We start from the raw sequence: 26,269 nt of genomic DNA, 5'->3' as shown, positions 1-26,269 counted from the left end.
TTACGGCTGCCGGACAGCCTCGCCCTCAATAACAGTACTTAGCCGTTCCACAAGCTCACTGATCCGCTCATCTTTCATCCGATAGCTTACCGGGTTGACGACAAGCCGCGATGTAATATCAACAATCCGTTCATATTCAACCAAGCCGTTTTCCTTCAATGTCCGCCCCGTTGAAACAATATCAACAATTCGGTCGGAAAGTCCGATTAACGGCGCCAATTCAATCGATCCGTTCAATTTAATAATTTCCACCTGTTCCCCTTGCTCACGAAAATAAGCAGCGGCCACATTCGGATATTTTGTCGCAATTTTTGGAGCGACATCGTTCATTTTCGTGTTTGGAAGGCCGGCAACGGCAAGATAACAATGGCTGATTTTCAAATCAAGCAATTCGTAAACATCCCGTTCTTCTTCAAGCATAACATCTTTTCCGGCGATCCCTAGGTCAGCCACACCGTGTTCCACGTACGTGAGAACATCCATCGGCTTTGCGAGGATAAAGCGCATCCGTTCTTCTTCTACATCAATGATTAATTTCCGTGAATCTTCAAATTCGGGAGGCAAACGGTAGCCGGCCATTCGCAATAATTCAACAGCTTCTTCAAAAATCCGGCCTTTCGGCATTGCAACCGTTACTAACTCACTCAAGACGAAGGCCTCCTTCCTGCACTTCCTAATAAAAAGATTGTATCAGCATACTTATTGGTACAGGCATCCACATTGTTTACGCCGTTTATATCCTGGAGAACGACCCGCATTCCGTCCGCCCGTTTCGCTTTCGCTATTTCAAACGCCTCTTTTCGGCGTTCGTCGCTGAATAAAATACAAATGACCGGCTCGCTTTTTTCAAGTGTCCCCAGTGCTTCGATCATCCGGTCAAGTCTTAATGCGAACCCTGTAGCACCGGTTGTTTTGCCGAATTTTTGCATTAAAAGATCATATCTTCCGCCATTTCCGATCGGAAAGCCAACGCTTCCGGCATACACTTCAAATAAGATTCCGGTGTAATAGCTCATATGGCTGACAAGCGTTAAATCGAACTTTACCGATGCTTCTTCACCGTAATCGGAAATCGTTTCCCAGAGCTGCCGCAATTGACGAACGGCTTCTGCTCCGCATCCGTTTTCGATAAGCTTGAATGCAAGTTTGATAACTTCTTCTCCGCCCCTTAGCTGCAAAAACTCCAACAAACGCTGCTTATCAATGGAAGAAAGGCTAAGTGATTTTACATGCTCCCTGTACCCGACATAATTTTTTTCATATAAAAATTTCATCAATGCATTGGCCCGTTCTTCCGTTCCGAGAATTTCCCGGAAAAATTCCTGAACAAAACCAATATGGCCGACGGAAACTTGAAAGTCTGCCAAGCCTGCTTCTTTAATCGATGAAATCATTAAGGCAATGACTTCCCCGTCAGCACTTACCGTGCCGTCACCGATACATTCAACCCCGATCTGTTCAAATTCTGCCGGGCGGCCGCCTTCCCGCTGCTGAGCTCTGTATACATTCGCCGAATAAGCAAGGCGCAGCGGCATATCGTCTTTTAACAGCTTGGAAGCGGCTACACGCGCTATCGGTGCCGTCATATCAGGTCTAAGCACAAGCGTATGACCCTGCTGGTCTAATAGTTTAAACAACTGCTGATCCAATATAGCGGACGCGGCTCCAACCGTTTCATAATATTCAAGCGCCGGAGTCTCAATAAACTGATAGCCCCAGCGTTTCATTTCTTCCTCAATGGAGGACCGCACATGATCCTTCGTTTCATATAATTCCGGCAGTGTATCTCTCATGCCGAGCGGCTTCTCAAACATAAATAACTGACTCATTCTTTTCACCCTTTATTTAAGTAAACGAACCGAAAATACATGCGGCTGCAAGTTCAAACAGCTGTAAATCTGCTCGTTTTTGTCATAACCCGAATTTATTTTAATAAAAGTTCTGAATCCTTTAGTTCGTTAATATGGTAGCAAAGTGAAGTTATTTGTAGTTTATCGCTCATTTTGACGATAGTCAACAGAAAATTTTTTTGAAAAAGCGAGCTTGAGTTTAAACTTCAAACTATGACATAGAAATAGGTTCATATAAGAACATAACCAACATAATAAGGCGGTATGAGCGAAGCCATGCTCTAAATATTTACATAACTAAACATGTATCTTGCTAAAGAAAGGATGGCATTTCTATTTTTGTTTGCACAGCTCCGCCCCTTTTCCATAGAAAAATTTTTTCAATGTTGGCGAACATAGTGAAAGCTCATAAATTCATATAAAAGCTCATAAATAAGAATAAAGACTCATAAACCAAAATAAAGGCTCATAAATGAAATTAAAGGCTCATTATCAAAAATAACGGCTCATATTTTCAAATAAAGACTCATATGACCTGTTTAACGGCTCATTTCATTCATCTGCCTTTAAAAAGAGTCCGCACCGTTCAATTTCATTTAAAAAAATTCCTATCAGTATGAATTTTTTCCTACTTTCAATAATAAAACCATGATCAAAAACTTTTAAAAAAGCCTGAAACGCAAAGTTCCAGACTCTTACTCTTCCCTTTTTCCATAAATTGGGTCATCCGCTCGCCGTTTCTCCAATTCTTCTTTTGTATAGATCACTTTCATCGGGTTTCCTCCGACAAATGCACCGGGCGGCACATCCTTATGGACAAGCGTGCCTGCCGATACGATCGCTCCATCGCCTATCGTGATCCCGGGCAAAATAGTCGTATTCGCACCAATCATGACCTCACTGCCGATCTCTACATTCCCGAGGCGATATTCTTTAATTAAATATTCATGTGCCAAAATCGTCGTATTATAGCCGATCACCGTATTGCGTCCAACGCTTATTTTCTCAGGAAACATCACATCAAGCATCACCATTAATGCAAAAGATGTTCCCTCACCGATCTTCATTTTTAAAAATGTCCGGTACAGCCAGTTTTTCATTCCAAGAAACGGAGTGTAGCGCGCAATTTGAATGACGATAAAATTTTTGACTACTTTCCAAAAGGGAACCGTTTTATAGACATGTCGCAATGAATTGGCACCTTTAACAGGATAACGGGTCGTTCTTCTCATGTTTTACACTCCAAGAATGAATAATAAATCAGCTATATTGTTCAACATATAGTCTGGTTCAAACTGGGCTAAATAATCTTTGCCCTTCAGCGACCAGGCAACACCTGCCGTTTTCGTTCCGGCATTTTTTCCAGCCAAAATATCGTGGTGGTTATCCCCGACCATTAATGTTTCTTCAGGAACAGACTGTAACTGTTCTAAAGCAAGCAAAATCGGCTCCGGATCAGGCTTTGGTTTTTTTACATGGTCAATGGCAACAAGACAATCAAACAATTCATCGAGTTTTGTAAGCTTGATCCCTTTTAATGCAACATCCAGGCGTTTTGTCGTCACGATTCCGAGCTTAATGCCGTTTTCTTTTAACACCCGGACGGTTTCATACACTCCGTCAAATTCTTTTACAAAAAGGTCATGGTTGGAGATGTTGAATTCGCGGTATGTTTTCGCCAAATCCTCCGCCAGATCTTTATTGATTCCTTCAAATGTTTCCTCTAAGGTAGGGCCCATAAACGGGATCACATCAGCCCGCTTATATTGGCCGGGATAGTACTTTTCCAATGTATGTAAAAACGACGAAATAATTAATTCATTTGTATCAATCAATGTGCCATCTAAGTCAAATAATACAGTGTTGATTTTAGTGTTCATATGTTGCTATTCCCTTTCTTTTTGCGAGCTCCGCCCGATTCCAGAAAAATCCGACTGCAAGCGTCAGCATAATGGCAGTGCCCAGCCGGATGAAGAAAAGCGGCAGAACAGAGATTCCGAGCGGCACAAAAATTAATGTATCCTCAACAACGGCATGGCAGGCGGCAAGGAAAATAAACGCAAGCGTTACATCCTTTTGGCTGACGCCGTCCTCCTTAACAGCTTGAATCATAACTCCCGCACCATACGCAAGACCGAACATAAGACCTGCTGCCAAAGTGGTTGATGTATTTTCTTTCATACCAAGGATCTTTGTCAAAGGCGCCATCCATTTCGAAAAAACATTGAGCCATTTTAAATCCTTTAATATTTGAATCCCGATCATCAGCGGAATGACAATGATAGCCAGCTGTAAAATACCGATTCCCGCTTTCTGAAGCCCGTCCAATATAATGTTTTCCCAGCCGCTTACATGAACTGCTTTTGGAGGAATCAAACCATACTTTGCCGGTTCTGAGCCGCCTTGCCAGATGAGGTTGATCACAATGGCAGACAGAAAGGCAAGCCCGAGCCTGACGGCTGTGATGATCCATAATTTAACCCCGACTTTAAGGGCGACACTTGATTCCACAAAAATGTTATGGGAAAACGAAAGCATAACGACAATGATAAAAACTTCCTTTACCGTTAAATCAAGAGATAAAATCGCACCGATGGCGGCATATAAGTTTAAAAAATTTCCGATTACAATTGGAATCGCGGCATCCCCTGATAAACCAAGTACATTCATAAACGGCGTAATCAAGCCAATCATCCACGGTAAAACAGGTGTATATTGAAGCAAAGAAACAAAGAGTGTTATCGGAAAAATAATTTTCCCAAGAGACCATGTTGTTTTTAGCCCGATGATACTGCCCCTTTTCAGTGACCCAATCAGCATTTTAATTCTTCTCCTCTGCTCATCCATTTCCACTAGAAAATGATTTTTATACTACTCATTGCTTTTATCTAAATAACGAGCATCCGAATTTCGATTCATCCTCCTGTAAATCATTAATACAATTGCGCCGATAATTAGAACAATTGAGATCGTTTGCGCCATCCTTAAACTTTCCGTAAGCATTAAACTATCTGTCCTCATACCTTCGATAAAAAACCGTCCGATTGAATACCAGATAACATAAGTCAAAAACAGTTCGCCTCTCCGCAAATTTACCCGTCTTAATAGGATCAGTACGATAAACCCGAGAAAATTCCAAATAGATTCATATAAGAAAGTCGGATGATAGTACGCTCCGTTAATATACATCTGGTTAATAATAAATTCCGGCAAATGCAAGCCTTCAAGAAAAGAACGGCTTACTTCTCCTCCGTGTGCTTCCTGATTTATAAAATTTCCCCAGCGGCCGATCGCCTGGCCGAGAATTATACTAGGTGCAGCAACGTCCGCCAGTTTCCAGAAAGAAATGCCTCTATTTTTAGAAAAAACAGATGCGGTAATAACTGAACCAATCAGGGCGCCGTGAATGGCAATTCCCCCATTCCAAATTTTAATAATTTCACCCGGGTTCTGGGAATAATAATCCCATTGGAAAATTACATAATAAATGCGTGCTGAAATAATCGCAATCGGAATCGCCCAAAGCATTAAATCAGCAAATATATCCTTCGGCATGCCCCGCTTTTCCCCTTCTCTCATGGCAACCCATAGAGCGAGAGCAATCCCGAGGCCAATAATCACACCATACCAGTGAACCTGGATCGGTCCAAGCGTGAAGGCAATTGGGTCAATCGGCTGAATGTTCTCTTCCATTATTTCACCTCAAAACTGAAATTCTGTTACACGTCTTCATGGTCACCGTCTTCAATCGCATCAGACAAACGATTCGTAAATTGCAGTGCCGCGTTTACTCCCATTCGTTTTAGCCGGAAATTCATCGCAGCAACTTCAATGATAACGGCAAGATTTCGGCCGGGGCGCACCGGAACCGTAATTTTAGTAATTTCTGTATCCATGATATTCACTTTTTCCTCATCCAATCCAAGCCGGTCATACTGCTTGTTTGGATCCCACAGTTCAAGATCAATGACAAGAGTAATTCGCTTATGACTGCGGACTGCACCAGCTCCAAACAAAGTCATAACATTAATAATACCAAGTCCTCTGATTTCAAGCAGATGCTCAATGAGTTCAGGAGCACTTCCAATAAGTATATCCTGGTCTTCCTTGCGGATTTCAACACAATCATCAGCGACAAGCCGATGACCGCGTTTTACAAGCTCAAGGGCCGTTTCACTCTTTCCGACGCCGCTCTTTCCGGTTATTAGTACACCGATACCGTAAACATCAACAAGAACGCCGTGTACGGCAGTAGTCGGAGCAAGCTTCCCTTCCAGAAAGTTCGTCAGCCTGCTTGAAAAACGGGTTGTTTTTAGCGGGGAGCGAAGTACTGGGACCGATTTGCGTTCAGAAGCTTCGATCAGCTCTTTTGGAACCTCCATCTCTCGTGTAATAATGATGGCCGGAGTGATATCTGTACATAATTTTTCCACCCTTGTTATGCGGGCATCTTCATCTAATTGCTTAAAAAAAGAAAGCTCTGTTTTTCCAAGCAATTGGATCCTCTCAGCCGGATAGTAATCAAAATACCCTGCCATTTCAATTCCGGGGCGAGAAATATCACTTGTTGTAATCGGACGGTCAATTCCCTCTTCTCCACTAATCAGCTCCAGTGAAAACTTTTCAATAATGTCCCTGGTTCGTACTTTCGGCAATCATTTTACCTCCTTTATCACGGTATTCCTATACAATCATCATTTTTATTTTAGCATTTTTTAGCCTTGACAAAAAACAATGCCTTTACGTTTATATTAAAGTATACAATTGTTTGAATGCTTTTTGCTTTATTTAAATAGATAAATATTTTCCAAATCGTATAAGCAACTTTGCATATTATACGGTAGACAAAACAAATAGGTGTCTTTGACCGTAAAGGAAGCCTTGCACCGGGAAAAGACGCTGATATTGTCATTCTTGATGAAAACGATGAAGTATTTGCGACATTCTGCCGAGGAAAAATAGCGTATAAAAGAGGAGGAGAGAACTCTAATAATGAATATTATAAAAACTGAAAATTATGATGAAATGAGCAATATGGCTGCGAATAAAATTATTGAAATGGTGCGGACCAATCCAAAAGCAACAATTGGACTAGCGACAGGAAGCACTCCTAAAGGTGTTTATAAAAAACTAATTGAAGACCACAAGGCGAACGGAACAACATACAAACAAGCCACAACCGTCAATCTCGATGAATACGTCGGCATCTCCCGGAACGACCCCCACAGCTATCATTTTTTCATGCGGGAACAATTGTTCAGCCACATTGACATTCCTCTTGAACAGACATACATTCCGGACGGGATGGCAAAAGATCTTCAACTTGAATGCTCACGATTTGAGAGTGTGATTCAAGATCTTGACGGTGTGGACCTTCAACTTTTAGGAATTGGCCATAACGGGCACATCGGTTTCAATGAACCGGGGACTTCGTTTGAAAGCCGCACTCATGTCGTAACACTTGCTGAAAGTACACGAAAAGCAAATGCACGATTTTTTCCTTCTATAGAAGACGTGCCTGCCCGTGCGATCACAATGGGAATTGCGACGATTATGGAAAGCAAAGAAATTATTTTGCTTGCATCAGGCTCATCAAAAGCAGAAGCAATTGCGAGATTGGTAAATGGCGAAGTAAATGAGAATTTCCCGGCATCCGTTCTTAAGCTTCATAAAAATGTGACGATCATTGCTGATAAAGATGCCTTACAATTCATTTAGTCCGAATTAGGAGAATCATCATTCACGGCTTGTGCCGTGTCCGATATGAACCTTTTTTCATATATTAAAAGTGAACAAGCTGTCTTTATGAAAAGAGGTGTAAAAATGAAGATTATGCTTGATGCGGGCCATGGGTATTCTACAAAAGGCAAGCGCAGTCCTGACGGCTTACGAGAGTACGAATTCAATCGAAGTGTTGCGAATTATGCAAGAGATTTGCTTCAGGAATACGAGAATGTTACCGTTTATTTTGCCCATTCCGACCTGAAAGATGTTCCATTGCAGGAGCGGACTGACAAAGCAAACAGATTGAAAGTGGATTGTTATGTAGCGATTCATGCGAATGCATATGGAAACACCTGGAATGATGCCGGCGGGATTGAAACATATGTGCATACTTCCAAGCCTCTTGAAGCAGCCAAACTGGCAGAGAAAATTCAACGAAACTTAGTGATCTCTACCGGCCTGAAAGATCGGGGCGTAAAAACTGCTGATTTTCATGTTTTAAGAGAAACGAACATGACGGCAGTGCTGGTCGAATGCGGATTTATGACCAATCGCCAGGAAGCGAAACTGCTACGCTCTGATGTTTACAGAAAAACATGTGCTGAAGCAATTGTAAAAGGCATAGCAGACCATTATAACCTAAAGAAAAAACCGATCCAACCTCCCCCTGCCGCCAAGGGATTTTATAAAGTTCAAGCCGGTGCTTTTAAAGAAAAGAAACATGCAGAAGAACTCGCTGAGCAGCTGAGAAAAGACGGTTATAACCCGCTAGTTTACTTTGAAAAGTAAACATGTGCTGCATGCTTGGATGAACGAAAGCATTTTTTGTTGTTAACTTTTCAATTGAACTACTCCCACCTAAATCCAACGATTTTTAAGGTAGGAGATTCCTTAAAGGACTGCTAAACCTACGTTTTAACAGACCATTGCCCGTTCAACGCAGCAATAATTTTTCTACTTTCCACCCTACACAAATTTTTTCAATTAAGTCTTTGAGAGCACCTGGCCGAAAAAGATCACTCATGGACTTCACATCTAAGTTTAAGAAGAAAACTCTTTATGATATAATTTGAACCAAGAACCAAATTTCAAAGAAACAAAGAAAATAGTATAAATTTTATAAAAGGAGGCATATACTATGGGGAACGTACTTGAGTTGAAAAAGGAGACAGTACGCATGGTAAAGCCTAAGAGAATTTCTGTATCCAGCAAGCGACAAATTACAATTCCTAAAGAATTTTATGACGAACTGAAAATCAACGATGAGGTGCTATGCCAGATTATAGATGGGGCCTTGGTTATTAAGCCTGTAGAAGAAGATGTGGATTTCAGCGAATTTATCCTGCGAGATCTGATTAATGAGGGATATGAAGGGGAAGAACTGCTTCAGGAGTTTGCCTATAGAAAATCACAAATCAGGCCGGCACTTCAACAGTTGATAGCCGAAAACAGAGACCATCAGATTTATTCTAATACAGAAGATTTCTTTAATGAATTGGATGATGAGGATAAGGATGAATAGGCAGAAACCTTTAGATTTCGAAATATCGCCAGGAGCTAAATCTTTTTTTAAATCCATCAAGAAAAACAAACCGCTGCTTAAAAAATTTCAGGAAGCCATTGAGGTACTCCGGTTGGATCCTACATTAGGGGATGATAAAAAAGGGGATTTGTCCGGAGTTTCTTCTTTCGATATCCGGCACAACAAGACAAGTTACGAGCTTGCTTATTGTGTAGAAGAACAAGAAAACGGTGATCTGCTGTTAATAGTATTGGCTGGAACCAGAGAGAATTTTTATGATGAACTGAAGAAATACATAAAAAAATCAGGAATGAGGCAGCGTATCCCACGGAAATAAGCAGATATTTAATATACGAAAAAACTGCCTTAATACCATAACATTAATGTATTACAGTCCCATGCTCTACGCAGGGGCTTTTTTACCTTTACAGCAACATTTTCGTGAAGTCGATGGAGAATGGAAGCTAGAGGATGTGATAGTAAGTGCCGCTTTTCAACAAGAAAGGCTCATTAAAGAATATAAAAATATCCACCAGCTTTTGGAATCGAGTAATTGGAAAATAATTTAGACAAAAAGATTGAAAAAGGGAGTGAATTTGTTGTTTTTTCACATACTAACCTCGAATTTAATCAAAGGAGGTTTCCATATGAAAAAAATGGCAACATTATTTACAATAACTGTTTTATCCTTTTTGCTTATCAGTGTTAGTGTGAATGCGATGGATGGAGCAGCCGGACCGGCATGCAACTTGCAAAAACAAAATACAATGTCTGTTCTTTGGTTCCAAACAGCCGGAGAAGCAAAAGCATTATTTCATCAAGGGTACAACATAGGAAAAATGAGACTCGATGAAGCTTTAGATAAAAAGGCGAAGAAGCCTGCTGTTGTTCTTGATCTCGATGAAACGGTATTAGATAACAGCCCTTACTTTGCATGGACTATAAAAACCGGCATTCGAAATCGCAAAACATGGAATGAGTGGATTAATCGGGCCGAGGCAAAAGCACTTCCTGGAGCAGTTGAATTTTTATCGTATGCAAACTCTAAGGGAGTGGATATTTTTTACATATCGAACAGAAAAGAAGCCCAAAAGGAAGCGACGATTAAAAACTTGCAGCAAATTGGTGCACCACAGGCAACTGCAGAACACGTTCTGTTAAAACAGCCCGGTGAAAAAGGAAAAGCAACACGCCGTCAACATGTAGCAAAAACACATGACATTGTCTTATTATTTGGGGATAACTTATCAGATTTCAGAGGATTTGATTATTTATCTGCTGCAAAAAGAGTCCAAAACGTTGAAAAACAGAAAGATGAATTTGGCAAAAAACTTATTGTCTTCCCAAACCCAATGTACGGTGATTGGGAAAAAGCCATCTATAATAATAGTTTCGGCCTATCAAACACTGAAAAAGCAAAATTAAGAGAAAGAAGCTTGCTGCCATTTACACCTTAAAATTTTTTTACCATAAAATTGTTATGGAAGGCCAAAATAATAATCATAAACAGTAAAGACCAAGCCGCGAGATATGCGAACTGGTCTTTTTTCTTTTTTTCTCATCTTTGTTCCTTATTTCTTATTCGCACGTTCAAGTATTGCTTTTTGAATAATCATATTCACGAGCGCCATAATTACTGACATGAGCAGCGCCATTCCAAAACCGTTAATTTCGAAAGCCGTTCCCATAATGGCATCTGTGAGCAACAGTGTTATCGCATTGATAACAAATAAGAACAAACCGAGAGTCAATACGGTTGCCGGCAATGTCAAAAGAATGAGAATCGGCCGCACAAGCACATTTAAAATCGACAACAAAAAACTCGCCCCGAGTGCTGCACCAAAACCCGATAAGTAAATGGATTCCTTAAAATACCCCGCCAAAGCGATAAACAGAACAGCATTAATAACAATTCCGATCAGCCATCTCATTGTAAAAACCCTTTGCTTGGAAATGTAAATTTACGATCCGTCCTCGAACGCACAAGCTTCATTTCCAATCCTCCTAGCAATTGTTATGATCCTCTGTTTTTTATGTGTATCGATCCGGTTTTTGAATCAGCGAACACTTTCACCACTTTTTTCTCGTCATTGACCGGTTTAAAGCGGAGCATTTTTTGAATTATTTCCGTTTTTTCTTCTACAATTTGAATGCCCTCGAGCTCAACGGAAAAACCACCGAGATTTGTCTTCAGTTCGCCTTCAGCAGAAACAGATTCTGGAAGGAAAATATCGATGCCGCCTGTTGTCGCTTTCGCAGCGATCGACTCTGTCCGGCTTTTTAATGAACAATGAACATCGCCATTAAAAGTTTGAACATCTGCTTTTATAAAATCACCATCTAATTTAATCGCTCCGTTAATTGATTCAAGTTCAAGCTCATCTGCCGTGCTGTTGGATAAATGAATATGGCCATTGGCGGTCTCAACTTCCGTTTTGCCGGAAATAATGGCATCGAGATTAATTTTTCCGTTGGCAGCCTTAATTTTAAGGTTATTTACTTTTAAGTTTTTGCCTTCAATCGGACCATTAAACATTCGGACTCTCACATAATCATAATCTTCCTGAGGCACATAAATTTTTGCATCAACTTTCATCCATTTTTGCTGAGTGCTGAACCGCATTTTTCCTCCTTCAATCGCAAACACAACTTCCTTTAAAAAGGATTGCCTCGCTTCTTCTTGAGAATGAACACGATAGATTTTCGCATGGCATTCAATCCGGACATCGCGCTGATCCCATGGCACGAGTTTAACAGACCCGTTTGCCACGTCCACATCTATTTCTTTTACAATAGCTTCTCCATGATGGAAAATATGCGAAACCTCGACCGACTGGCCAAAATTAAGGTCCAAATCAAAATCCTTAATCTTTTTCAAAGCAGAATCAACGAAGTCAAAAATTTTATCTTTCACAGATTGAAATTTGTGATGGACAAAATCTTCCTTTTTCGCTTCTTCATAGTTTACTGCCGCGGATAATTCATGGATGATTTCTTCCTGCTTCTGCTCCATCGTTTTGCTGCTTTTATCGAGCTCTTCCAGCAACGTTAACGCTTCATTGACAGATAGTTTGCCCTCTTGCACCATTTTTAAAATTCTTTCACGTTCTTCTTTCATCATTATCCCTCCAAAGCGTTTTTAAAATCGCAAGAACTGAATTATCGCAAAACCTTTATGCCTTTTACAATATTCCATACTAGAACGATACAGCTCAATATGATAATTAATACAATGGAAGTGAAAAAGACTACCGGAATGGTTGTTGTCTGATCCCCGCCTATCAATTCGGAAAAGACTGAAAATAAAAGAATCGGCAACGGGATGAGTGGTATTAAGTGTGAGAAAAATGCTTTTTTTGCATGTCCCTTTACTTCTATATCTTCGGCTGCCAGCCAGACGATTAATGGAAAAAGAATACCGGCAAACAATACACTGAAATAACTTAAACTTGAGAGAATTTTATTCATTTCCACTTTCATCATCTCCTTTATATGTATTTACGCAAGGAGTTTTCGAAAGTTTCATATTTCAAAATCAATTCCGGATAAAATATGGCTCTAATACAGTGCTGCCTTTTTACTGCAATTGGAGGTTTGGCTCATAATATCAACGAAGACTCATTAATAGAATTAAAGGCTCATATAACAAAACGAAGGCTCATAAATCAAGATAAAGGCTCTTATATAAAAATAAAGGCTCATATATAAATTTAAGGGCTCATAAATGAAAATGAAGGCTCTTATATAAAAATAAAGGCTCATATATAAATTTAAGGGCTCATAAATGAAAATGAAGGCTCTTATATAAAATTAAAGGCTCATAAATGAAAATAAAGGCTCATATATAAATTTAAAGGCTCATAAATGAAAATAAAGGCTCATAATTCGAAATTACGGCTCACAAGTACTTAACAAAGGCTCAAAAACCTGGAATCAATCTGAAAAAAGCAGCTGCGTATCAAGCAGCTGCTTTCCTTCTATCAATTCGTAACTTTTTCCTTTTCCTCGATCAGCTTTTTCATCCGCAGACTGTCCCGCTCAAGAATTGGCTTTAAATATTTTCCCGTATAAGAACCGGGCGCTTCCGCAACTTCCTCCGGTGTACCTTTCGCAACGATCGTGCCGCCCCGGTCTCCGCCTTCCGGGCCAAGGTCGATAATATAATCGGCAGCTTTAATTACATCAAGGTTATGCTCAATCACTAATACTGTATCCCCGTTGTCGACAAGCCGCTGCAGAACAGTAAGAAGGCGCGAAATATCGTCTACATGAAGCCCTGTTGTAGGCTCATCCAAAATATAAAAGGAACGTCCGGTCGAGCGGCGATGCAGTTCGGAAGCCAGCTTCACGCGCTGTGCTTCTCCCCCTGAAAGCGTTGTTGCCGGCTGTCCCAGTTTGATATAGCCTAATCCGACATCCGCAATCGTTTGCAGCTTTCGTTTAATTTTCGGGATATTCTCGAAAAATACGAGAGCATCTTCAACGGTCATATCAAGGATTTCGGAAATATTTTTGCCTTTATATTTCACCTCAAGCGTTTCACGGTTGTAGCGTTTTCCATGGCAAACTTCACACGGAACGTATACATCAGGCAAAAAATGCATTTCAATCTTAATAATCCCGTCGCCGCGGCATGCTTCACAGCGGCCGCCTTTTACGTTAAAACTGAAACGGCCTTTTTTATAACCGCGCACCTTCGCTTCATTTGTAGCCGCAAAAACGTCGCGAATATCATCAAACACTCCGGTATAGGTCGCCGGATTCGACCGCGGAGTCCGGCCTATCGGCGACTGGTCAATGTCAATCACCTTATCGAGATGCTCAATCCCTTTAATTTCTTTATGCTCACCCGGTCTGCTTTTTGCATTGTGAAGCTTTTGGGCAAGTGATTTATGAAGAATTTCATTAATTAATGTGCTTTTTCCTGAACCGGACACCCCTGTAACGGCAATAAAAGTCCCTAAAGGAAACTTGACATTTACATTCTTAAGATTATTCTCTTTTGCCCCTTTAATTTCCACATAACGTCCGTCAGGTTTTCTTCGTTCAATCGGAAGCGGAATAAATTTCTTCCCGGAAAGATACTGGCCTGTCAGCGAGTTCGGGTCATTCATGACTTCCTCCGGAGTTCCCGCAGAAACAATTTGACCGCCGTGAACTCCTGCTCCCGGACCAACGTCGATTAAATAATCTGCAGCAAGCATCGTATCTTCGTCATGTTCGACGACAATCAGCGTATTTCCAATATCACGCATATTTTTCATCGTATCAATCAACCTGTCATTATCACGCTGATGAAGCCCGATTGACGGTTCATCTAAAATATATAAAACGCCTGTCAGCCGGGACCCGATTTGGGTCGCCAGACGAATTCGCTGCGCCTCTCCTCCCGACAGCGTACCGGCAGCACGGCTCAGCGTTAAATAATCTAAACCTACGTTGATTAAAAAGCCGAGCCTTTCCTTAATTTCTCTTAAAATGAGATTGGCGATCTTAAACTCTTTTTCTGTTAAGTCAAGGTTTGAAAAGAACTGGTGGGCTTCTTCGATCGAAAGTTCGGTTACCTGCCCGATGTGCCTTCCGGAAATTAAGACGGCAAGGCTTTCTTTTTTCAGGCGATGCCCTTTGCATGTCGGACACGGCTGATGGGCCATATATTTTTCCATCTGTTCACGGACATAATCCGAGCTTGTTTCTTTATAGCGCCGTTCCACATTGCTAAGAACTCCTTCAAATTCAATATAGTTTTCTCTCACCTGGCCAAAATCGTTTTCATAACGGAAATAAATCCGCTCGCCTTTTGAGCCGTATAAAATTTTATCGAGTAAATGCTCAGGCAAGCCTTTAACCGGAACATCCATGTCAATTCCATAATGGTTGCATACCGATTCGAGCAGCTGCGGATAATATTGCGAGCTTGACGGTTCCCACGGAGCAATCGCATGTTCTCTTAAAGTTAGATCCTTATTCGGAATAACTAGGTCGACATCAACTTCAAGCTTTGTGCCGAGACCGTCGCAGTCAGGGCAGGCTCCGTAAGGACTGTTAAAAGAAAACATCCGCGGCTCAAACTCTTGAATCGAAAAACCGCAATGAGGGCATGCATGATGCTCACTGAAAAGCAGCTCCTCTTCACCAATCACATCAATGATGACTTTTCCATTGCCAAGACGCAAAGCTGTTTCTAACGAATCCGACAGACGGGCCGAAATTCCGTCTTTGACGATGATCCGGTCAATAACGACTTCAATCGAGTGCTTTTTATTTTTCTCAAGCTCAATTTCATCGCCCAGGTCATGCATTTCACCGTCAATCCGGACACGGACGTACCCTTGCTTTTTAATTTCATCAAGCGTTTTTGCATGGGTGCCTTTCCGTCCTGATACAACGGGGGCAAGTATTTGCAGCCTGGTTCTTTCCGGATATTCCAGGATGCGGTCTACCATCTGTTCAATCGTTTGCGAGGAAATCTCAATTCCGTGCACAGGACATGTCGGCCGTCCGACTCTTGCAAATAAAAGCCTTAAATAGTCATAGATTTCCGTAACTGTTCCAACCGTTGACCGAGGATTCCTGCTAGTTGTTTTTTGGTCAATGGAAATGGCCGGAGACAATCCTTCGATAGAATCTACATCAGGCTTATCCATTTGACCAAGGAACTGGCGGGCATAGGCGGAAAGAGATTCCACATACCTTCGCTGCCCCTCTGCATAAATCGTATCAAAGGCGAGCGACGACTTTCCTGAACCGGATAACCCCGTTACCACAACAAGCTTATCTCTCGGAATGGTGACATCAATATTTTTCAAATTGTGAACTCTGGCACCTTTTACAACAAGTTTTTCCATCGCCATGTAATCGTCATCCTTCCGCTTTTAACTCAAGTATTAAATCACGAAGCTCGGCGGCCCGTTCGAAGTTTAAAGCTTTTGCCGCTTCCTTCATTTCTTTTTCCATATCGGCAATCAAATTCTCCCGTTCTTTCTTCGTCAATTTGCCGATGCTTGCAGCCGGTTTGTATTCTTCCTGTTCTTCAGCCGCATAAGTGGCACGGATGACATCGCGAATCTCCTTTTTAATTGTTTGCGGTGTAATTCCGTGTTTTTTGTTGTATTCTTCCTGAATCGCACGGCGGCGCTTCGTTTCATTAATCGCAATTTCCATTGACTGGGTAATCCAGTCGGCATACATAATGACATGTCCGTTTGCATTCCGGGCTGCCCGGCCAATCGTCTGTATAAGAGAGCGTTCCGAACGAAGAAAGCCTTCTTTATCTGCGTCAAGAATCGCAACAAGAGAAACTTCAGGAATGTCAAGCCCTTCTCTTAACAAGTTGATCCCGACAAGAACATCAAACTTCCCGAGGCGAAGGTCCCGGATAACTTCGATCCTCTCAAGTGTTTTTATCTCAGAATGCAAATATCGAACTTTAATTCCAATTTCTTTCAAATAGTCGGTTAAGTCTTCCGCCATTTTCTTCGTCAATGTCGTTACAAGAACTCGTTCATTCCGCTTAATCCGGTCCTGAATTTCGCCGATTAAGTCATCAATCTGCCCTTCAATCGTACGGACATCAATCGTCGGATCCAACAGGCCTGTCGGCCGGATAATCTGCTCAACCATTTCGGGAGAGTGCTCCAACTCATAAGGTCCCGGAGTTGCGGATACAAATACAATTTGATTTATATGTTTTTCAAATTCTTCAAATGTCAGCGGACGGTTGTCCAGTGCTGAAGGAAGCCGGAAACCGTGGTCGACAAGAACCTGCTTCCGGGCCCGGTCTCCATTGTACATACCACGAATTTGGGGCAAAGTGACATGTGATTCATCAATAACAATGAGAAAATCGTCAGGAAAATAATCCAGCAATGTATACGGCGTTGATCCCGGAGGCCTTAATGTCAGATGCCGCGAATAATTTTCAATTCCTGAACAAAAGCCCATTTCCCGCATCATTTCAAGATCATAGCGGGTCCGCTGCTCAAGGCGCTGCGCCTCGAGAAGTTTGTCTTCAGCGCGAAGCTTTTGAAGCTGCTCTTCCAGTTCTTTTTCTATATTTTCGATCGCAATTCGCATTTTTTCTTCACGCGTAACGAAGTGGGAAGCAGGAAAAATCGCAGCATGTTCGCGTTCCCCTAATATTTCTCCAGTTAACGCATCGACTTCACGTATTCGGTCAATTTCATCCCCAAAAAACTCAACGCGGATGCAGTGTTGATCCCTTGAAGCAGGAAAAATTTCCACAACATCTCCGCGTACGCGGAATGTCCCCCGTTTGAAGTCAATATCATTCCGTTCATATTGAATATCAACGAGCCGGTGCAGCAGCTTGTTTCGTTCAATTTCCATGCCGACACGCAATGAAACGACGAGATCACGGTATTCTTCAGGAGAACCGAGGCCATAAATGCATGAAACGCTGGCAACAATGATAACATCCCGTCTTTCAAACAGAGCAGATGTAGCCGAGTGGCGCAGCTTATCAATTTCATCATTGATGCTCGCATCTTTTTCAATATAAGTATCTGTTTGCGGAACATACGCTTCAGGCTGATAATAGTCGTAGTAGCTGACAAAATATTCAACCGCATTATTCGGGAAAAATTCTTTAAACTCGCTGTAAAGCTGTCCGGCAAGCGTTTTGTTGTGGGCGATTACAAGGGTCGGTTTATTCACTTCTTTAATCACATTCGATATCGTAAATGTTTTCCCTGTCCCCGTTGCCCCTAAAAGTGTTTGATGCTTCTTCCCATTCTTTATGCCTTCCACAAGTTTTCTTATTGCTTCAGGCTGATCGCCCTGAGGCGAATATTTCGAGACTAATTCAAATTGCTCCGTCACAAAAAAACCTCCTGTTCCGCAATGGTATGAACCGAAGATAAGTATCGTTAATACCAAAAGTGATTCGAGCTATTTACTTTTTGGGAATCGAATATCAACGTGGGAAAAAAGCTACAATGACAAAGTTTCACTTTATCCGTCTTCAAAAACTCATATAAACATTCTACCACAAAGCACTCAAAACAAACCAACAATACGCGAACGAATATTCGATTTTTTTATAATCTTTACAAAAACCTCAAATAGCCCCGGTTTTTCTTTTGAATGAAAAAAACCTGTCGTAAAAAAGCAGACAGGTTTAACAAAGGTTATTTCGATTTTCGCAATATTCTATTAAGCGCTCTTCCGGATTTTGGCGATCATTCTTTTTGCAAACCAAAAACCAAGTGTTAAAGAAAACGCATCAACGACAATCAGCCCCAGTGAATTCGTATACCCTTTATAGACCGAGGCGGCAATCAGTGCGACTGTAAGAATAAGGCCGATTACATGATGGTACGTTACCCTTGTAAACAGCAAAACTAACAGACATGGCAAAAACAAAGCCGATAAATATTTTATAATCATCGTTACACCTTCTTCATTGAAAAAGAGGATTTTTCTAACAAAACAGCTTGTCATCTATCAATAGAATATATCTTCTTTTCTGCGTAAACAAGTTTTTTCAACGATTCCGGTGTAATTCTATCTTATTTTATTAATTGCTGAAGAGGTCTGACCCTTTTGTAAAGGGCCAGGCCCCTTTACTTTTTTCTTAGCTTGCTTATGCTTTCAAATACGATTGGAACAATTAAGAGAGTAAGAAGGGTTGAACTTGTTAATCCGCCGATAACGGTAACGCCAAGCCCTTTTGAAATCAAACCGCTTCCTTCCATGCCAAATGCGAGCGGCAATAACGCTCCAATCGTCGCGATTGCAGTCATTAAAATCGGGCGCAAGCGGGTTGCCCCTGCCTCAAGCAATGCTTCCCTTGTACTGAGTCCCTCGTTTTCTTTTCGAATAACCCGGTCAATCAAAACAATTGCATTTGTTACAACAATACCTATTAACATTAAGGCGCCGATCATTGCCGACACACTGATTGTCTCACCGGCAATCAGCAGGGCAGCGAGCCCGCCGATAACCGCGAACGGCAATGAAAACAGGATCGTAAACGGTGCAAGAGCGCCGCCAAAAGTTACGACAAGGATAAAATAGACGATAGCAATTGCAGCGAGCATCGCCAAACCTAATTGCGTAAAGGTTTCCTGAATATCCTCCGTAACCCCTCCCATCGAAATTTCAACATTTGATGGCAGGTCGATTTTATCCACATTTTTTTGAAGTTTTGCAGATGCTTTGGCAACATCATCTGTTGTCAGCTCGGCACTGACTTCTGCATAAATCCGGCCGTCACGGCGCGTAACGGTGTCCGATGTTTTTCCTTTCTTGATTTCAACCAATTCGCTTACAGGAACTTCGATGCCAAGCGGTGATTGAATCTTTTCTTTGGTCATATCCTCGACACTTTCATAACTTTCTTCTTCAACTTGAAGATAGACATTCAGCTCTTCCCCGTCTTTCTCAATTGTCGTCAGAACGGGGCGCTCCCTTGTCTGAGAAAGTTCCATACCGATTTGTGCAGCCGTTAATCCGAGCTTGCTCAATTTTTTCTGATCAGCGACGAGTGTAAATTCATCGTACGATTCGGAAATGCTCGAATCAATTTTCGTAAAACTTTTGTCCTTTTTCATGATGTCTTGAATTTCTTTTACAACCGGCTCGATATCTTCCCGCTTTTCACCGTATACATAATAGACAATTTCATTGCTGCCGGCACTGGATGAAAAGTCTTGGGAAGCCCATTCACCTTCTGCTGTTTTTTCCTGAAGATCCTTAATAACCTTTTCCTTTTCTTCTTCAAAGTCAGGCGTATCATCTTCATATGCAATAAACATGATCGCGCTGTTCGTATCCCCCGGATTCATAGGGTTTTCGCTTCCAAGCGACAATTGAACCGTCTTTACGTTGTCTCTCGCCAGGAAAAATTTCTCTGCATCTGACGTGTATTTTTTCACTTGCTCCAATGTTTCCCCCGGGGCAGGTTTATACGTAACGACCATCATTTTCTCTTCTTCAGACGGCAGGAAGCTGACCCCGATGACAGGGACAAGTAGCAAGCTTCCAACAAGGAGTAGCAATGCCATTAAACTTGTCACAATCTTATGGTTTAACGACCAGTTTAATATTTTCCTATAAGCTTGAGCCAATCTTCCCGGCTTATCCTCATCATGATGGACTCCTTCTTTTAAGCCCTTTTTAAATAGAGAATGAGCCATCATCGGTACAATCGTAATGGCAACAAGCAATGAAGCGAGCAACGAAAAGTCGATTGTTAAGGCAAACGGCAGGAATAGCTCACCGACCATTCCCTTCACAAGTGCAAGAGGAAGAAACACGGCGATCGTTACGATCGTTGATGACATAATCGGAATAAACATTTCTTTCGTCGCTTCTCGGATCAATTCCATTCCTTTCAGCCTTTCGTCCTTCAGCGACATTCTCCGGTATATGTTTTCAATCACGACAATCGAATCATCAATAACACGGCCGATTGCGACGGTCATCGCACCTAAAGTCATCATATTCAGCGTAATATCCATCTGCTTTAACAATAAAATGGCAATCAAAAGCGACAGCGGGATCGAAATAATCGCTATCAAAGTAGATTTGATATTTCTCAAGAATAACAGGATGATCACGACCGCAAACGCTGCTCCAAACAGCGCCTTGCTTAACATCGTTTCTACAGAATCTTCGATCGGTTTAGCCTGGTCAAACGTTGTGACTACTTCCAGACCTTCAATTTTGTCTTCAAATTTTTTCAACTCTTCTTTTACTTTATTCGCAACCGTAACGGTGTTTGCATCAGCCGTTTTTACAATCTGCAGGCCAATCGCTTCTTTTCCGTTCGTTCTCGAAATCGATTCTGCCTTGCCAACCAATTTAATATCAGCAATGTCATTAAGTTTTACAGTCGGGAGCCCTGCACCTTGCTGCGGCTGTCTTTGGATATTTCCTTTGGATGTTCCGTCCGGGGATATTCCGGCTGCATTGTTTTGAGGGGCTTCTGCGAAACTTTGTGAACCTGCTTGCGGATTGCTCTGATTGACTTGTTGTGAATTGTTCAGGCTGCCGGGTGAAGGAATCACCGGAATTTCCAAAGCTTTTAATTCTTCAATTGTCGCAACATTTCCATCCACAACAACCGATTGCTCTTTATCTTTAAATGTATAGAGCCCTAAAGGAAACGTAATATCTTCGCCTTTTATGAAATTTTTGACTGTTTCCTGGCTTAAACCGTATTGAGCCATTTTCTCATCGTTAAAAACAAGTTGAACCTCTTCGATCTGCTGTCCGGAAATTTGCACGGATGATACACCGTCAATTCCTTCCAAAGCAGGCACGATATCTTCTTCAACTGTTTTGGTAAGCTGTGCAAGCGGCTCTTTTTCATTCGAGATACTTACAGCTACAATTGGGAAGTCATTTATGCTGACCTTTGAAATTTTCGGTTTATTCACGCCATCCGGAAATTGTATCGAAGATAAAGCTTCTTCTAACTCAACTTTTGCTTCGTCCATATCCTTTTCATATTCATATTGGATTTGAACAGATGATGCATTTTGAAATGAATTAGAACTGACTACATCCACCCCGTTAAGATTCTGGACCGCTTTTTCGATCGGCACGGAAATCTTATCTTCTACCTCTTCAGGAGTAGCTCCGGGATAAAAAGATGTGACACTGATAACCGGATTTTTAATATTCGGAATTGTTTCAAGCTTCATGTTCAATCCGGAATATAAGCCTGCGGCCGTAATAATGATCGTAAGCAGCCAGACCGCGAACTTATTTTTGAGAGAAAAATTAATAATTTTACCCATTGTTTCCTCCAGCTCCTTAGGTTTAAAAATTTCAATTGACCGACTGGTCATTACAAAAGATAATATAAATGACCAGTCAGTCATCAGTCAATATAGACTTTTAAAAATTTACAATAAATTAAGGGTTTATCTTTTATGACCAATCGGTCATAATTAGGGTATCAGGTTCAGACAGGAGTAGAAAAAATGAAAGAAAAAGAAAAGCTGATTATCGACGCGGCGATGAAATTGTTCGCCAATAAAGGATTTGCCGCCACTTCAATTCAAGAAATAGCCAATAAAGCAGGCATTTCAAAAGGAGCTTTTTATATCTATTTTAAATCGAAAGAATCACTGCTTATTGCAATTTTTAAATACTACTATGAAACAATCAAAGCGCGAATGGATGAAATAAAATCATTGGATTTGCCTCCAAGAGACATGTTTGTTGAACACATCGTCTGCCTTTATTCGGAGATTTGCAAACATAAAGAATTTATTATCATGCAGACGAGAGAACAAGCTATTCCCTTTAATGAATCCATTGCAGAATTTGTCAACAGCATGCACATTGAAACATATCAATTTTATAAAAAATCAATGACTGCAATTTATGGGAAAAACATTGTGCCATATCTTGGCGATCTTTCGATCATTTTGCAAGGCATCTTTCACTCGTATTTACAGCTGATTCTTTTTCAAAACAATTCGATAGACTTTTATAAATTAGCCGGATTTATCCTGCGGAGAGCCGATGATTTAGCAAATGGATTGATGAAATCTGAAGAAGAACAAATCGTGCCTCCCCAATTGCTTAATCAGGCACTTTTAGACAGCCACTTTTTCCAAAAAAAGCTAAATAAAAAAGATATCCTTCTTTTGATCAAGGAATTAAAAGCTGATTTGGAAACATCAAGTGACTTATTTGTTACGCTTGATGTGCTTGAAGCTGAAATCAACAATGAAGCACCAAGAATCCCGGTTATCCAAGGAATGCTCGCGAATTTAAAAAATATTAAAGAAACAAAAGAATTGAAGCTACAAATTGAAAAATTCTTTGGACTAAGAAAAAGGTCGTAAACTATGAATAGATGATATTTACATATTTTTAACGGTATTCAAAATAATGTTTAACAATCTCCCGTTACTGTTTTTAATGAGATGAACAATAATAGTATCTTACACGCTGGAGGAAAAATGAAAGAAAAAATCGTATTTGTACATGGTCTTACGGGCAAAAAACGTGCATTTCATAAGGAAATCGATTACTTTAGCCAAGCGTATCATACGTATGCATATGATTTATTAGGCCACGGAGAAGATAGAGGAAAACCAGTAGAGTTTATATTGGAAAATTTAGTGAAGCAGTTGGAAGTTCTTTTTGACCAGGAAGGAATTGAAAAAGCCCATATTTGTTCTTTAAGCTACGGATGTTATCCTGCCACTATTTTTGCGAATAAATGGAAAGATAAAGTGTTAAGTCTATGTTATATTGGAGGCCATTATAACTCTCCATCTCCTTTATTTGATGTCTTCCAGCATTATTGGGATGCAAGCAACGAAAATTATTCGAAATGGTTAAAAAACTATTCCAAGGATTTATTTCCAAAAGAAGGGGCTGTAGATCCATATTCATTAGTTTCATCGAAGGTATACTATAAATATGGTCTTGAGTTGGATAAAGGAATTTTAAAAGAAGCGATCGGACATAGGCTTTTTTATGATTTGCGAAGTGATCTAAAAAACATAGATGTTCCTGTTCTTTGGGTGATGGGTGATCATGACTTTCTCTATAAGTCTAGCATTGCAGATTTAAAGAAAGTGATACCACATGTGCAATATAAGGAAATTCCACATGCAGGCCATGCCGCAAACTTATTTCGTCCTAATTCTTTTAAAAAGATATACGAGGAATTTCTAAATGGAATTCAACTAGCAAAATCAGAAAAAATTCCGGTATAAATAGGAACCGCCCCCATCTATATTCCGCTTAGAGGCGGGGATTTTTTTTTGATAGAAATTTGTCATTCCTGTTTCTATGTAGTGTAGTCCTTTAGAAGTTTAACTATGATCTATAAGTTCATCATAGCAAAAGATTGTATACGGAGTTACTAAGATAATAGCGGTGTAAAGGCCCGGTGTATATGTTTTTAAAAACAATGTTTGCAGAACATGTAGAATATTATGTAGTAACACAAATAATAGAAAAGATAAAAACAATAATGTACTCCATGTGCTTTCTAAATATTGAACTTTAACAAAAGTAATGATTGACATCGTTAAGAAAATAAAAACATCCCTCTTTGCAAAAGAATATGAATTTACATTCCAAAAATGCCAAATCTTATTTTTTATCCATTTATTTTCATCTCGAATTTTACTCTCGGTTCTTTTAGCCCAATTTTCTACAGCTATTATCTCCTCAAAATCATGAAGCATAAAAACAATAACAAATAACCAAATAGCATTATATAATTCTAGCTGAAGCAATTCTAATTTACCTCCTTCTTCAAAAAAGCAAATGCGGTTTTTGCTTTCCCATAAAGAACATCTTCGCCTCACCGCCGACTATCTCAGCTGGCCCTCACAGAGTTGAAAAACTCCAAGTAATTCAGGACAAACAGTGATTGCTTTATTTTTTTCACCATTTTATAAATTCTATTGTACTTTCTATGCAAATTCTAGATATTAAAATCAATGTAGCAAATTATGGGTGTAAATAAAGTATTAAGTTTGTCCAATGACATAACAAGAAAACCGGCACATACCATAAAGTATAAATGCTTTTAATATGCACAGCGGTTGCACGTCAAATAAAATAATAAAAATTTTTCTAAAAAATGAGGAGGCAGGATATGAGCAGCCCAGAAACATCTCCTAATTTTACCGGCATGGACAGAAATAATCAGATGTTACTTCCCCCTGAAAAATTTGCCGCTCCACCGGAATCTTTAACAGAAAGCCTTTTTATTGAGCGTTCCCTAACGGAGAATAAGTTTTGGTTAAGGATCATGAAAGAACATGCTTTATTTCTAGGCGAAGGTTTTAACAAAAATGACAAACAGCTTATTCAGCAAGCCGACAGATTTTTTCATTATTTTGAGCAGCAGGAAAAAAGAGCTTATCAAACACCAAATAATGTAACGCAAGTTAGGAAATTAAATGAAGACTCGATTCAATTAGTGTATGGATTTCGAAATTTCAAACGCAATCTTCTCATTTTGATTATCAATTGTAAGGTAAGCGGATTCAACTTCCCCCTCCTTGTCGATCACATTGCACGGGAAGCAGAATATTTTATCAGGACATTAAAAAAGTTTAACAAAGGGATTTTAGACCCTATTCAAGATGCCATCATTAGTGAGAATGTCTTTTGGCTCCGGATTATGATGGAGCACTCAAGATTTATCTCGTCTTTGCTTGATCAATCAGAACGCAACCTCGTCAATACAGCCAGAAAATTTGCAGATGATTTTGAAGTGCTTCTCAGTCAGGCGAGAGACGTTGAGTCAATGTTATATAAGAAAAGTCCGACATACCCTATTATCGGAAAACTAAATCAAGATAGCGAAAACGCAACGGTTGAATTGCGAAACTTTAAACAAGCAGGTTTAGATTTAATCAAAAGCTGTCAAATTAAAAGCGTCATAAACCCTTTACTAGCGGACCATGTCGTACGAGAAGCGGATCATTTCTTATACATGATCAATGTATTGGAAGAACGATTAAAAAGGAAACAAGCGACGGAGCAGCTACAGTAAGAAGCGGGAATCAAAAATTTCCCCGCTTTTTTTGCTTTTTCAATAAACATAAGATTGCTTGAAACGGTTCAAAATTTATTAAGAATACAGCTGTAACAATGTAAATGTTGCAGTTTTCATACTTTAAGTATCCACTATATTCCTTTATCATTGGATTCCCTTAAATAAACGATAAAATCAGTTGAAATTCCCCTCTCACCGAGTTGCCTTAACATAGAGGTTATATTTCCTCTATGATAAGTGCCGTGATTCACGATATGAATGAAAATATCCCATAATTGGTTGCAAAACGTTTGTCCTTTAGTGTTTTGATAGTTTATTAGTTTATTTTCCTCTTCATTACTGGCAACAAGATATTGATTGTGTACTTCGGAAAATGCTTCTCTTGCTTGAGGGATATTTTCAAATGTTGTTTCTGGCAATGCACTAAAATTATACCCTTGAATTCTTTGAATCCACATACTTTCCACTGCGTATAAATGTTCTAATGTTTTTAAAATGTTTGGAAAAACATTCGGAATCTCTTTGCTCAGTAATCCTTCAGGGAGGGTACCCAAATGATCTAAAAGCTTATTTGTTGCCCAAAAATGATAGTTAAGCAAATTTTTATTCATTCTTACCTCCAAGATAGATTCTTTTATTTTTTAAAGGATGAAAGGTGCTTTT

The 26,269-nt window shown here is 40.2% G+C and carries 25 protein-coding genes; 9 read left to right on the top strand and 16 right to left on the bottom strand.

The window, feature by feature from the left end; translation table 11 throughout:
* The 7 genes from hisG to hprK all read right to left on the bottom strand — a co-directional run bounded on the left by hisG (position 1) and on the right by hprK (position 6,505).
* On the bottom strand, positions 1 to 624 hold the full coding sequence (gene hisG, locus PB1_RS09130; protein ID WP_420796297.1) for an ATP phosphoribosyltransferase: 624 nt from the start codon (positions 622 to 624) through the stop codon (positions 1 to 3).
* 20 nt (positions 625 to 644) lie between these two features.
* Positions 645 to 1,829: an ATP phosphoribosyltransferase regulatory subunit gene (locus PB1_RS09125; protein WP_034645044.1), complete on the bottom strand. Its 1,185-nt coding sequence runs from the start codon at positions 1,827 to 1,829 to the stop codon at positions 645 to 647.
* A gap of 716 nt (positions 1,830 to 2,545) precedes the next feature.
* Positions 2,546 to 3,082 (bottom strand): acyltransferase, encoded by a 537-nt coding sequence (locus tag PB1_RS09120; RefSeq protein WP_003352061.1) that lies wholly within the window; start codon positions 3,080 to 3,082, stop codon positions 2,546 to 2,548.
* A 3-nt stretch (positions 3,083 to 3,085) separates the two neighbouring features.
* Positions 3,086 to 3,730, bottom strand: a complete 645-nt coding sequence (gene ppaX, locus PB1_RS09115; RefSeq protein WP_003352059.1) for a pyrophosphatase PpaX — start codon at positions 3,728 to 3,730, stop codon at positions 3,086 to 3,088.
* Positions 3,720 to 4,670: a nucleoside recognition domain-containing protein gene (locus PB1_RS09110; RefSeq protein WP_003352058.1), complete on the bottom strand. Its 951-nt coding sequence runs from the start codon at positions 4,668 to 4,670 to the stop codon at positions 3,720 to 3,722. The genes ppaX and PB1_RS09110 overlap by 11 nt, the downstream gene beginning before the upstream one ends.
* A 51-nt stretch (positions 4,671 to 4,721) precedes the next feature.
* The gene (lgt, locus tag PB1_RS09105) at positions 4,722 to 5,543 is read right to left on the bottom strand and encodes a prolipoprotein diacylglyceryl transferase (protein ID WP_003352057.1); all 822 of its coding nucleotides are present in this window, start codon (positions 5,541 to 5,543) and stop codon (positions 4,722 to 4,724) included.
* A gap of 26 nt (positions 5,544 to 5,569) precedes the next feature.
* Positions 5,570 to 6,505, bottom strand: a complete 936-nt coding sequence (gene hprK, locus PB1_RS09100) for an HPr(Ser) kinase/phosphatase (RefSeq protein WP_003352056.1) — start codon at positions 6,503 to 6,505, stop codon at positions 5,570 to 5,572.
* A gap of 198 nt (positions 6,506 to 6,703) precedes the next feature.
* On the opposite strand from hprK, the gene PB1_RS17475 reads away from it, so the two are divergent.
* The 6 genes from PB1_RS17475 (at position 6,704) to PB1_RS09075 (ending at position 10,553) form a co-directional block, all read left to right on the top strand.
* Positions 6,704 to 6,862 carry an amidohydrolase family protein gene (locus tag PB1_RS17475; protein ID WP_420796296.1) on the top strand — a complete coding sequence of 53 codons (159 nt, stop codon included), beginning with the start codon at positions 6,704 to 6,706 and terminating at the stop codon, positions 6,860 to 6,862.
* A complete protein-coding gene (gene nagB, locus PB1_RS09095) occupies positions 6,843 to 7,568 on the top strand; it encodes a glucosamine-6-phosphate deaminase (RefSeq protein ID WP_003352054.1) in 726 nt (241 codons plus the stop codon). The genes PB1_RS17475 and nagB overlap by 20 nt, the downstream gene beginning before the upstream one ends.
* Positions 7,569 to 7,673: 105 nt before the next feature.
* Positions 7,674 to 8,363 (top strand): N-acetylmuramoyl-L-alanine amidase, encoded by a 690-nt coding sequence (locus tag PB1_RS09090; RefSeq protein ID WP_034645159.1) that lies wholly within the window; start codon positions 7,674 to 7,676, stop codon positions 8,361 to 8,363.
* 349 nt (positions 8,364 to 8,712) lie between these two features.
* On the top strand, positions 8,713 to 9,096 hold the full coding sequence (locus PB1_RS09085; RefSeq protein ID WP_003352051.1) for an AbrB/MazE/SpoVT family DNA-binding domain-containing protein: 384 nt from the start codon (positions 8,713 to 8,715) through the stop codon (positions 9,094 to 9,096).
* Positions 9,089 to 9,433: a type II toxin-antitoxin system RelE/ParE family toxin gene (locus tag PB1_RS09080; RefSeq protein WP_003352049.1), complete on the top strand. Its 345-nt coding sequence runs from the start codon at positions 9,089 to 9,091 to the stop codon at positions 9,431 to 9,433. The genes PB1_RS09085 and PB1_RS09080 overlap by 8 nt, the downstream gene beginning before the upstream one ends.
* A 310-nt stretch (positions 9,434 to 9,743) precedes the next feature.
* Positions 9,744 to 10,553, top strand: coding sequence for a 5'-nucleotidase, lipoprotein e(P4) family (locus tag PB1_RS09075; protein WP_003352047.1), 810 nt, complete (start codon positions 9,744 to 9,746; stop codon positions 10,551 to 10,553).
* A 114-nt stretch (positions 10,554 to 10,667) separates the two neighbouring features.
* Here the strand turns inward: PB1_RS09075 and PB1_RS09070 are convergent, their stop codons facing one another.
* The 7 genes from PB1_RS09070 to PB1_RS09040 form a co-directional block, all read right to left on the bottom strand.
* Entirely contained in the window at positions 10,668 to 11,027 is a 360-nt protein-coding gene (locus PB1_RS09070) for a phage holin family protein (protein WP_003352045.1), read from the bottom strand.
* A gap of 83 nt (positions 11,028 to 11,110) precedes the next feature.
* The gene (locus PB1_RS09065) at positions 11,111 to 12,214 is read right to left on the bottom strand and encodes a DUF4097 family beta strand repeat-containing protein (protein WP_003352044.1); all 1,104 of its coding nucleotides are present in this window, start codon (positions 12,212 to 12,214) and stop codon (positions 11,111 to 11,113) included.
* A gap of 41 nt (positions 12,215 to 12,255) precedes the next feature.
* Positions 12,256 to 12,564 carry a magnetosome magnetite crystal formation protein family gene (locus PB1_RS09060; RefSeq protein ID WP_238533122.1) on the bottom strand — a complete coding sequence of 103 codons (309 nt, stop codon included), beginning with the start codon at positions 12,562 to 12,564 and terminating at the stop codon, positions 12,256 to 12,258.
* Between the two features lie 512 nt (positions 12,565 to 13,076).
* The gene (gene uvrA, locus PB1_RS09055) at positions 13,077 to 15,950 is read right to left on the bottom strand and encodes an excinuclease ABC subunit UvrA (RefSeq protein ID WP_003352042.1); all 2,874 of its coding nucleotides are present in this window, start codon (positions 15,948 to 15,950) and stop codon (positions 13,077 to 13,079) included.
* 7 nt (positions 15,951 to 15,957) lie between these two features.
* Positions 15,958 to 17,937: an excinuclease ABC subunit UvrB gene (uvrB, locus tag PB1_RS09050; RefSeq protein WP_003352041.1), complete on the bottom strand. Its 1,980-nt coding sequence runs from the start codon at positions 17,935 to 17,937 to the stop codon at positions 15,958 to 15,960.
* 333 nt (positions 17,938 to 18,270) lie between these two features.
* Entirely contained in the window at positions 18,271 to 18,504 is a 234-nt protein-coding gene (locus PB1_RS09045; protein ID WP_003352040.1) for a DUF2198 family protein, read from the bottom strand.
* 176 nt (positions 18,505 to 18,680) lie between these two features.
* Positions 18,681 to 21,863 (bottom strand): efflux RND transporter permease subunit, encoded by a 3,183-nt coding sequence (locus PB1_RS09040; protein WP_003352038.1) that lies wholly within the window; start codon positions 21,861 to 21,863, stop codon positions 18,681 to 18,683.
* A 186-nt stretch (positions 21,864 to 22,049) separates the two neighbouring features.
* Here PB1_RS09040 and PB1_RS09035 point away from each other — a divergent pair, with 186 nt between their 5' ends.
* Both PB1_RS09035 and PB1_RS09030 read left to right on the top strand, forming a co-directional pair.
* A complete protein-coding gene (locus tag PB1_RS09035; RefSeq protein WP_003352036.1) occupies positions 22,050 to 22,922 on the top strand; it encodes a TetR/AcrR family transcriptional regulator in 873 nt (290 codons plus the stop codon).
* 117 nt (positions 22,923 to 23,039) lie between these two features.
* Positions 23,040 to 23,804 carry an alpha/beta fold hydrolase gene (locus tag PB1_RS09030; RefSeq protein ID WP_003352034.1) on the top strand — a complete coding sequence of 255 codons (765 nt, stop codon included), beginning with the start codon at positions 23,040 to 23,042 and terminating at the stop codon, positions 23,802 to 23,804.
* Between the two features lie 99 nt (positions 23,805 to 23,903).
* Here PB1_RS09030 and PB1_RS09025 read toward each other — a convergent pair whose 3' ends face one another.
* Complete coding sequence (locus PB1_RS09025) at positions 23,904 to 24,332, bottom strand: HXXEE domain-containing protein (RefSeq protein ID WP_003352032.1); 429 nt, start codon at positions 24,330 to 24,332, stop codon at positions 23,904 to 23,906.
* A gap of 365 nt (positions 24,333 to 24,697) precedes the next feature.
* Here PB1_RS09025 and PB1_RS09020 point away from each other — a divergent pair, with 365 nt between their 5' ends.
* Positions 24,698 to 25,603, top strand: a complete 906-nt coding sequence (locus tag PB1_RS09020) for a DUF2935 domain-containing protein (protein ID WP_003352031.1) — start codon at positions 24,698 to 24,700, stop codon at positions 25,601 to 25,603.
* A gap of 134 nt (positions 25,604 to 25,737) precedes the next feature.
* Here the strand turns inward: PB1_RS09020 and PB1_RS09015 are convergent, their stop codons facing one another.
* Positions 25,738 to 26,217 carry a DinB family protein gene (locus PB1_RS09015; RefSeq protein WP_003352030.1) on the bottom strand — a complete coding sequence of 160 codons (480 nt, stop codon included), beginning with the start codon at positions 26,215 to 26,217 and terminating at the stop codon, positions 25,738 to 25,740.
* Positions 26,218 to 26,269: the final 52 nt, after the last annotated feature.

It is taken from the genome of Bacillus methanolicus PB1 (genome assembly GCF_000262755.1).
Taxonomy (GTDB): Bacteria; Bacillota; Bacilli; order Bacillales; family Cytobacillaceae; genus Bacillus_Z; species Bacillus_Z methanolicus.
This window is presented reverse-complemented; position numbering and strand designations above follow the sequence as displayed.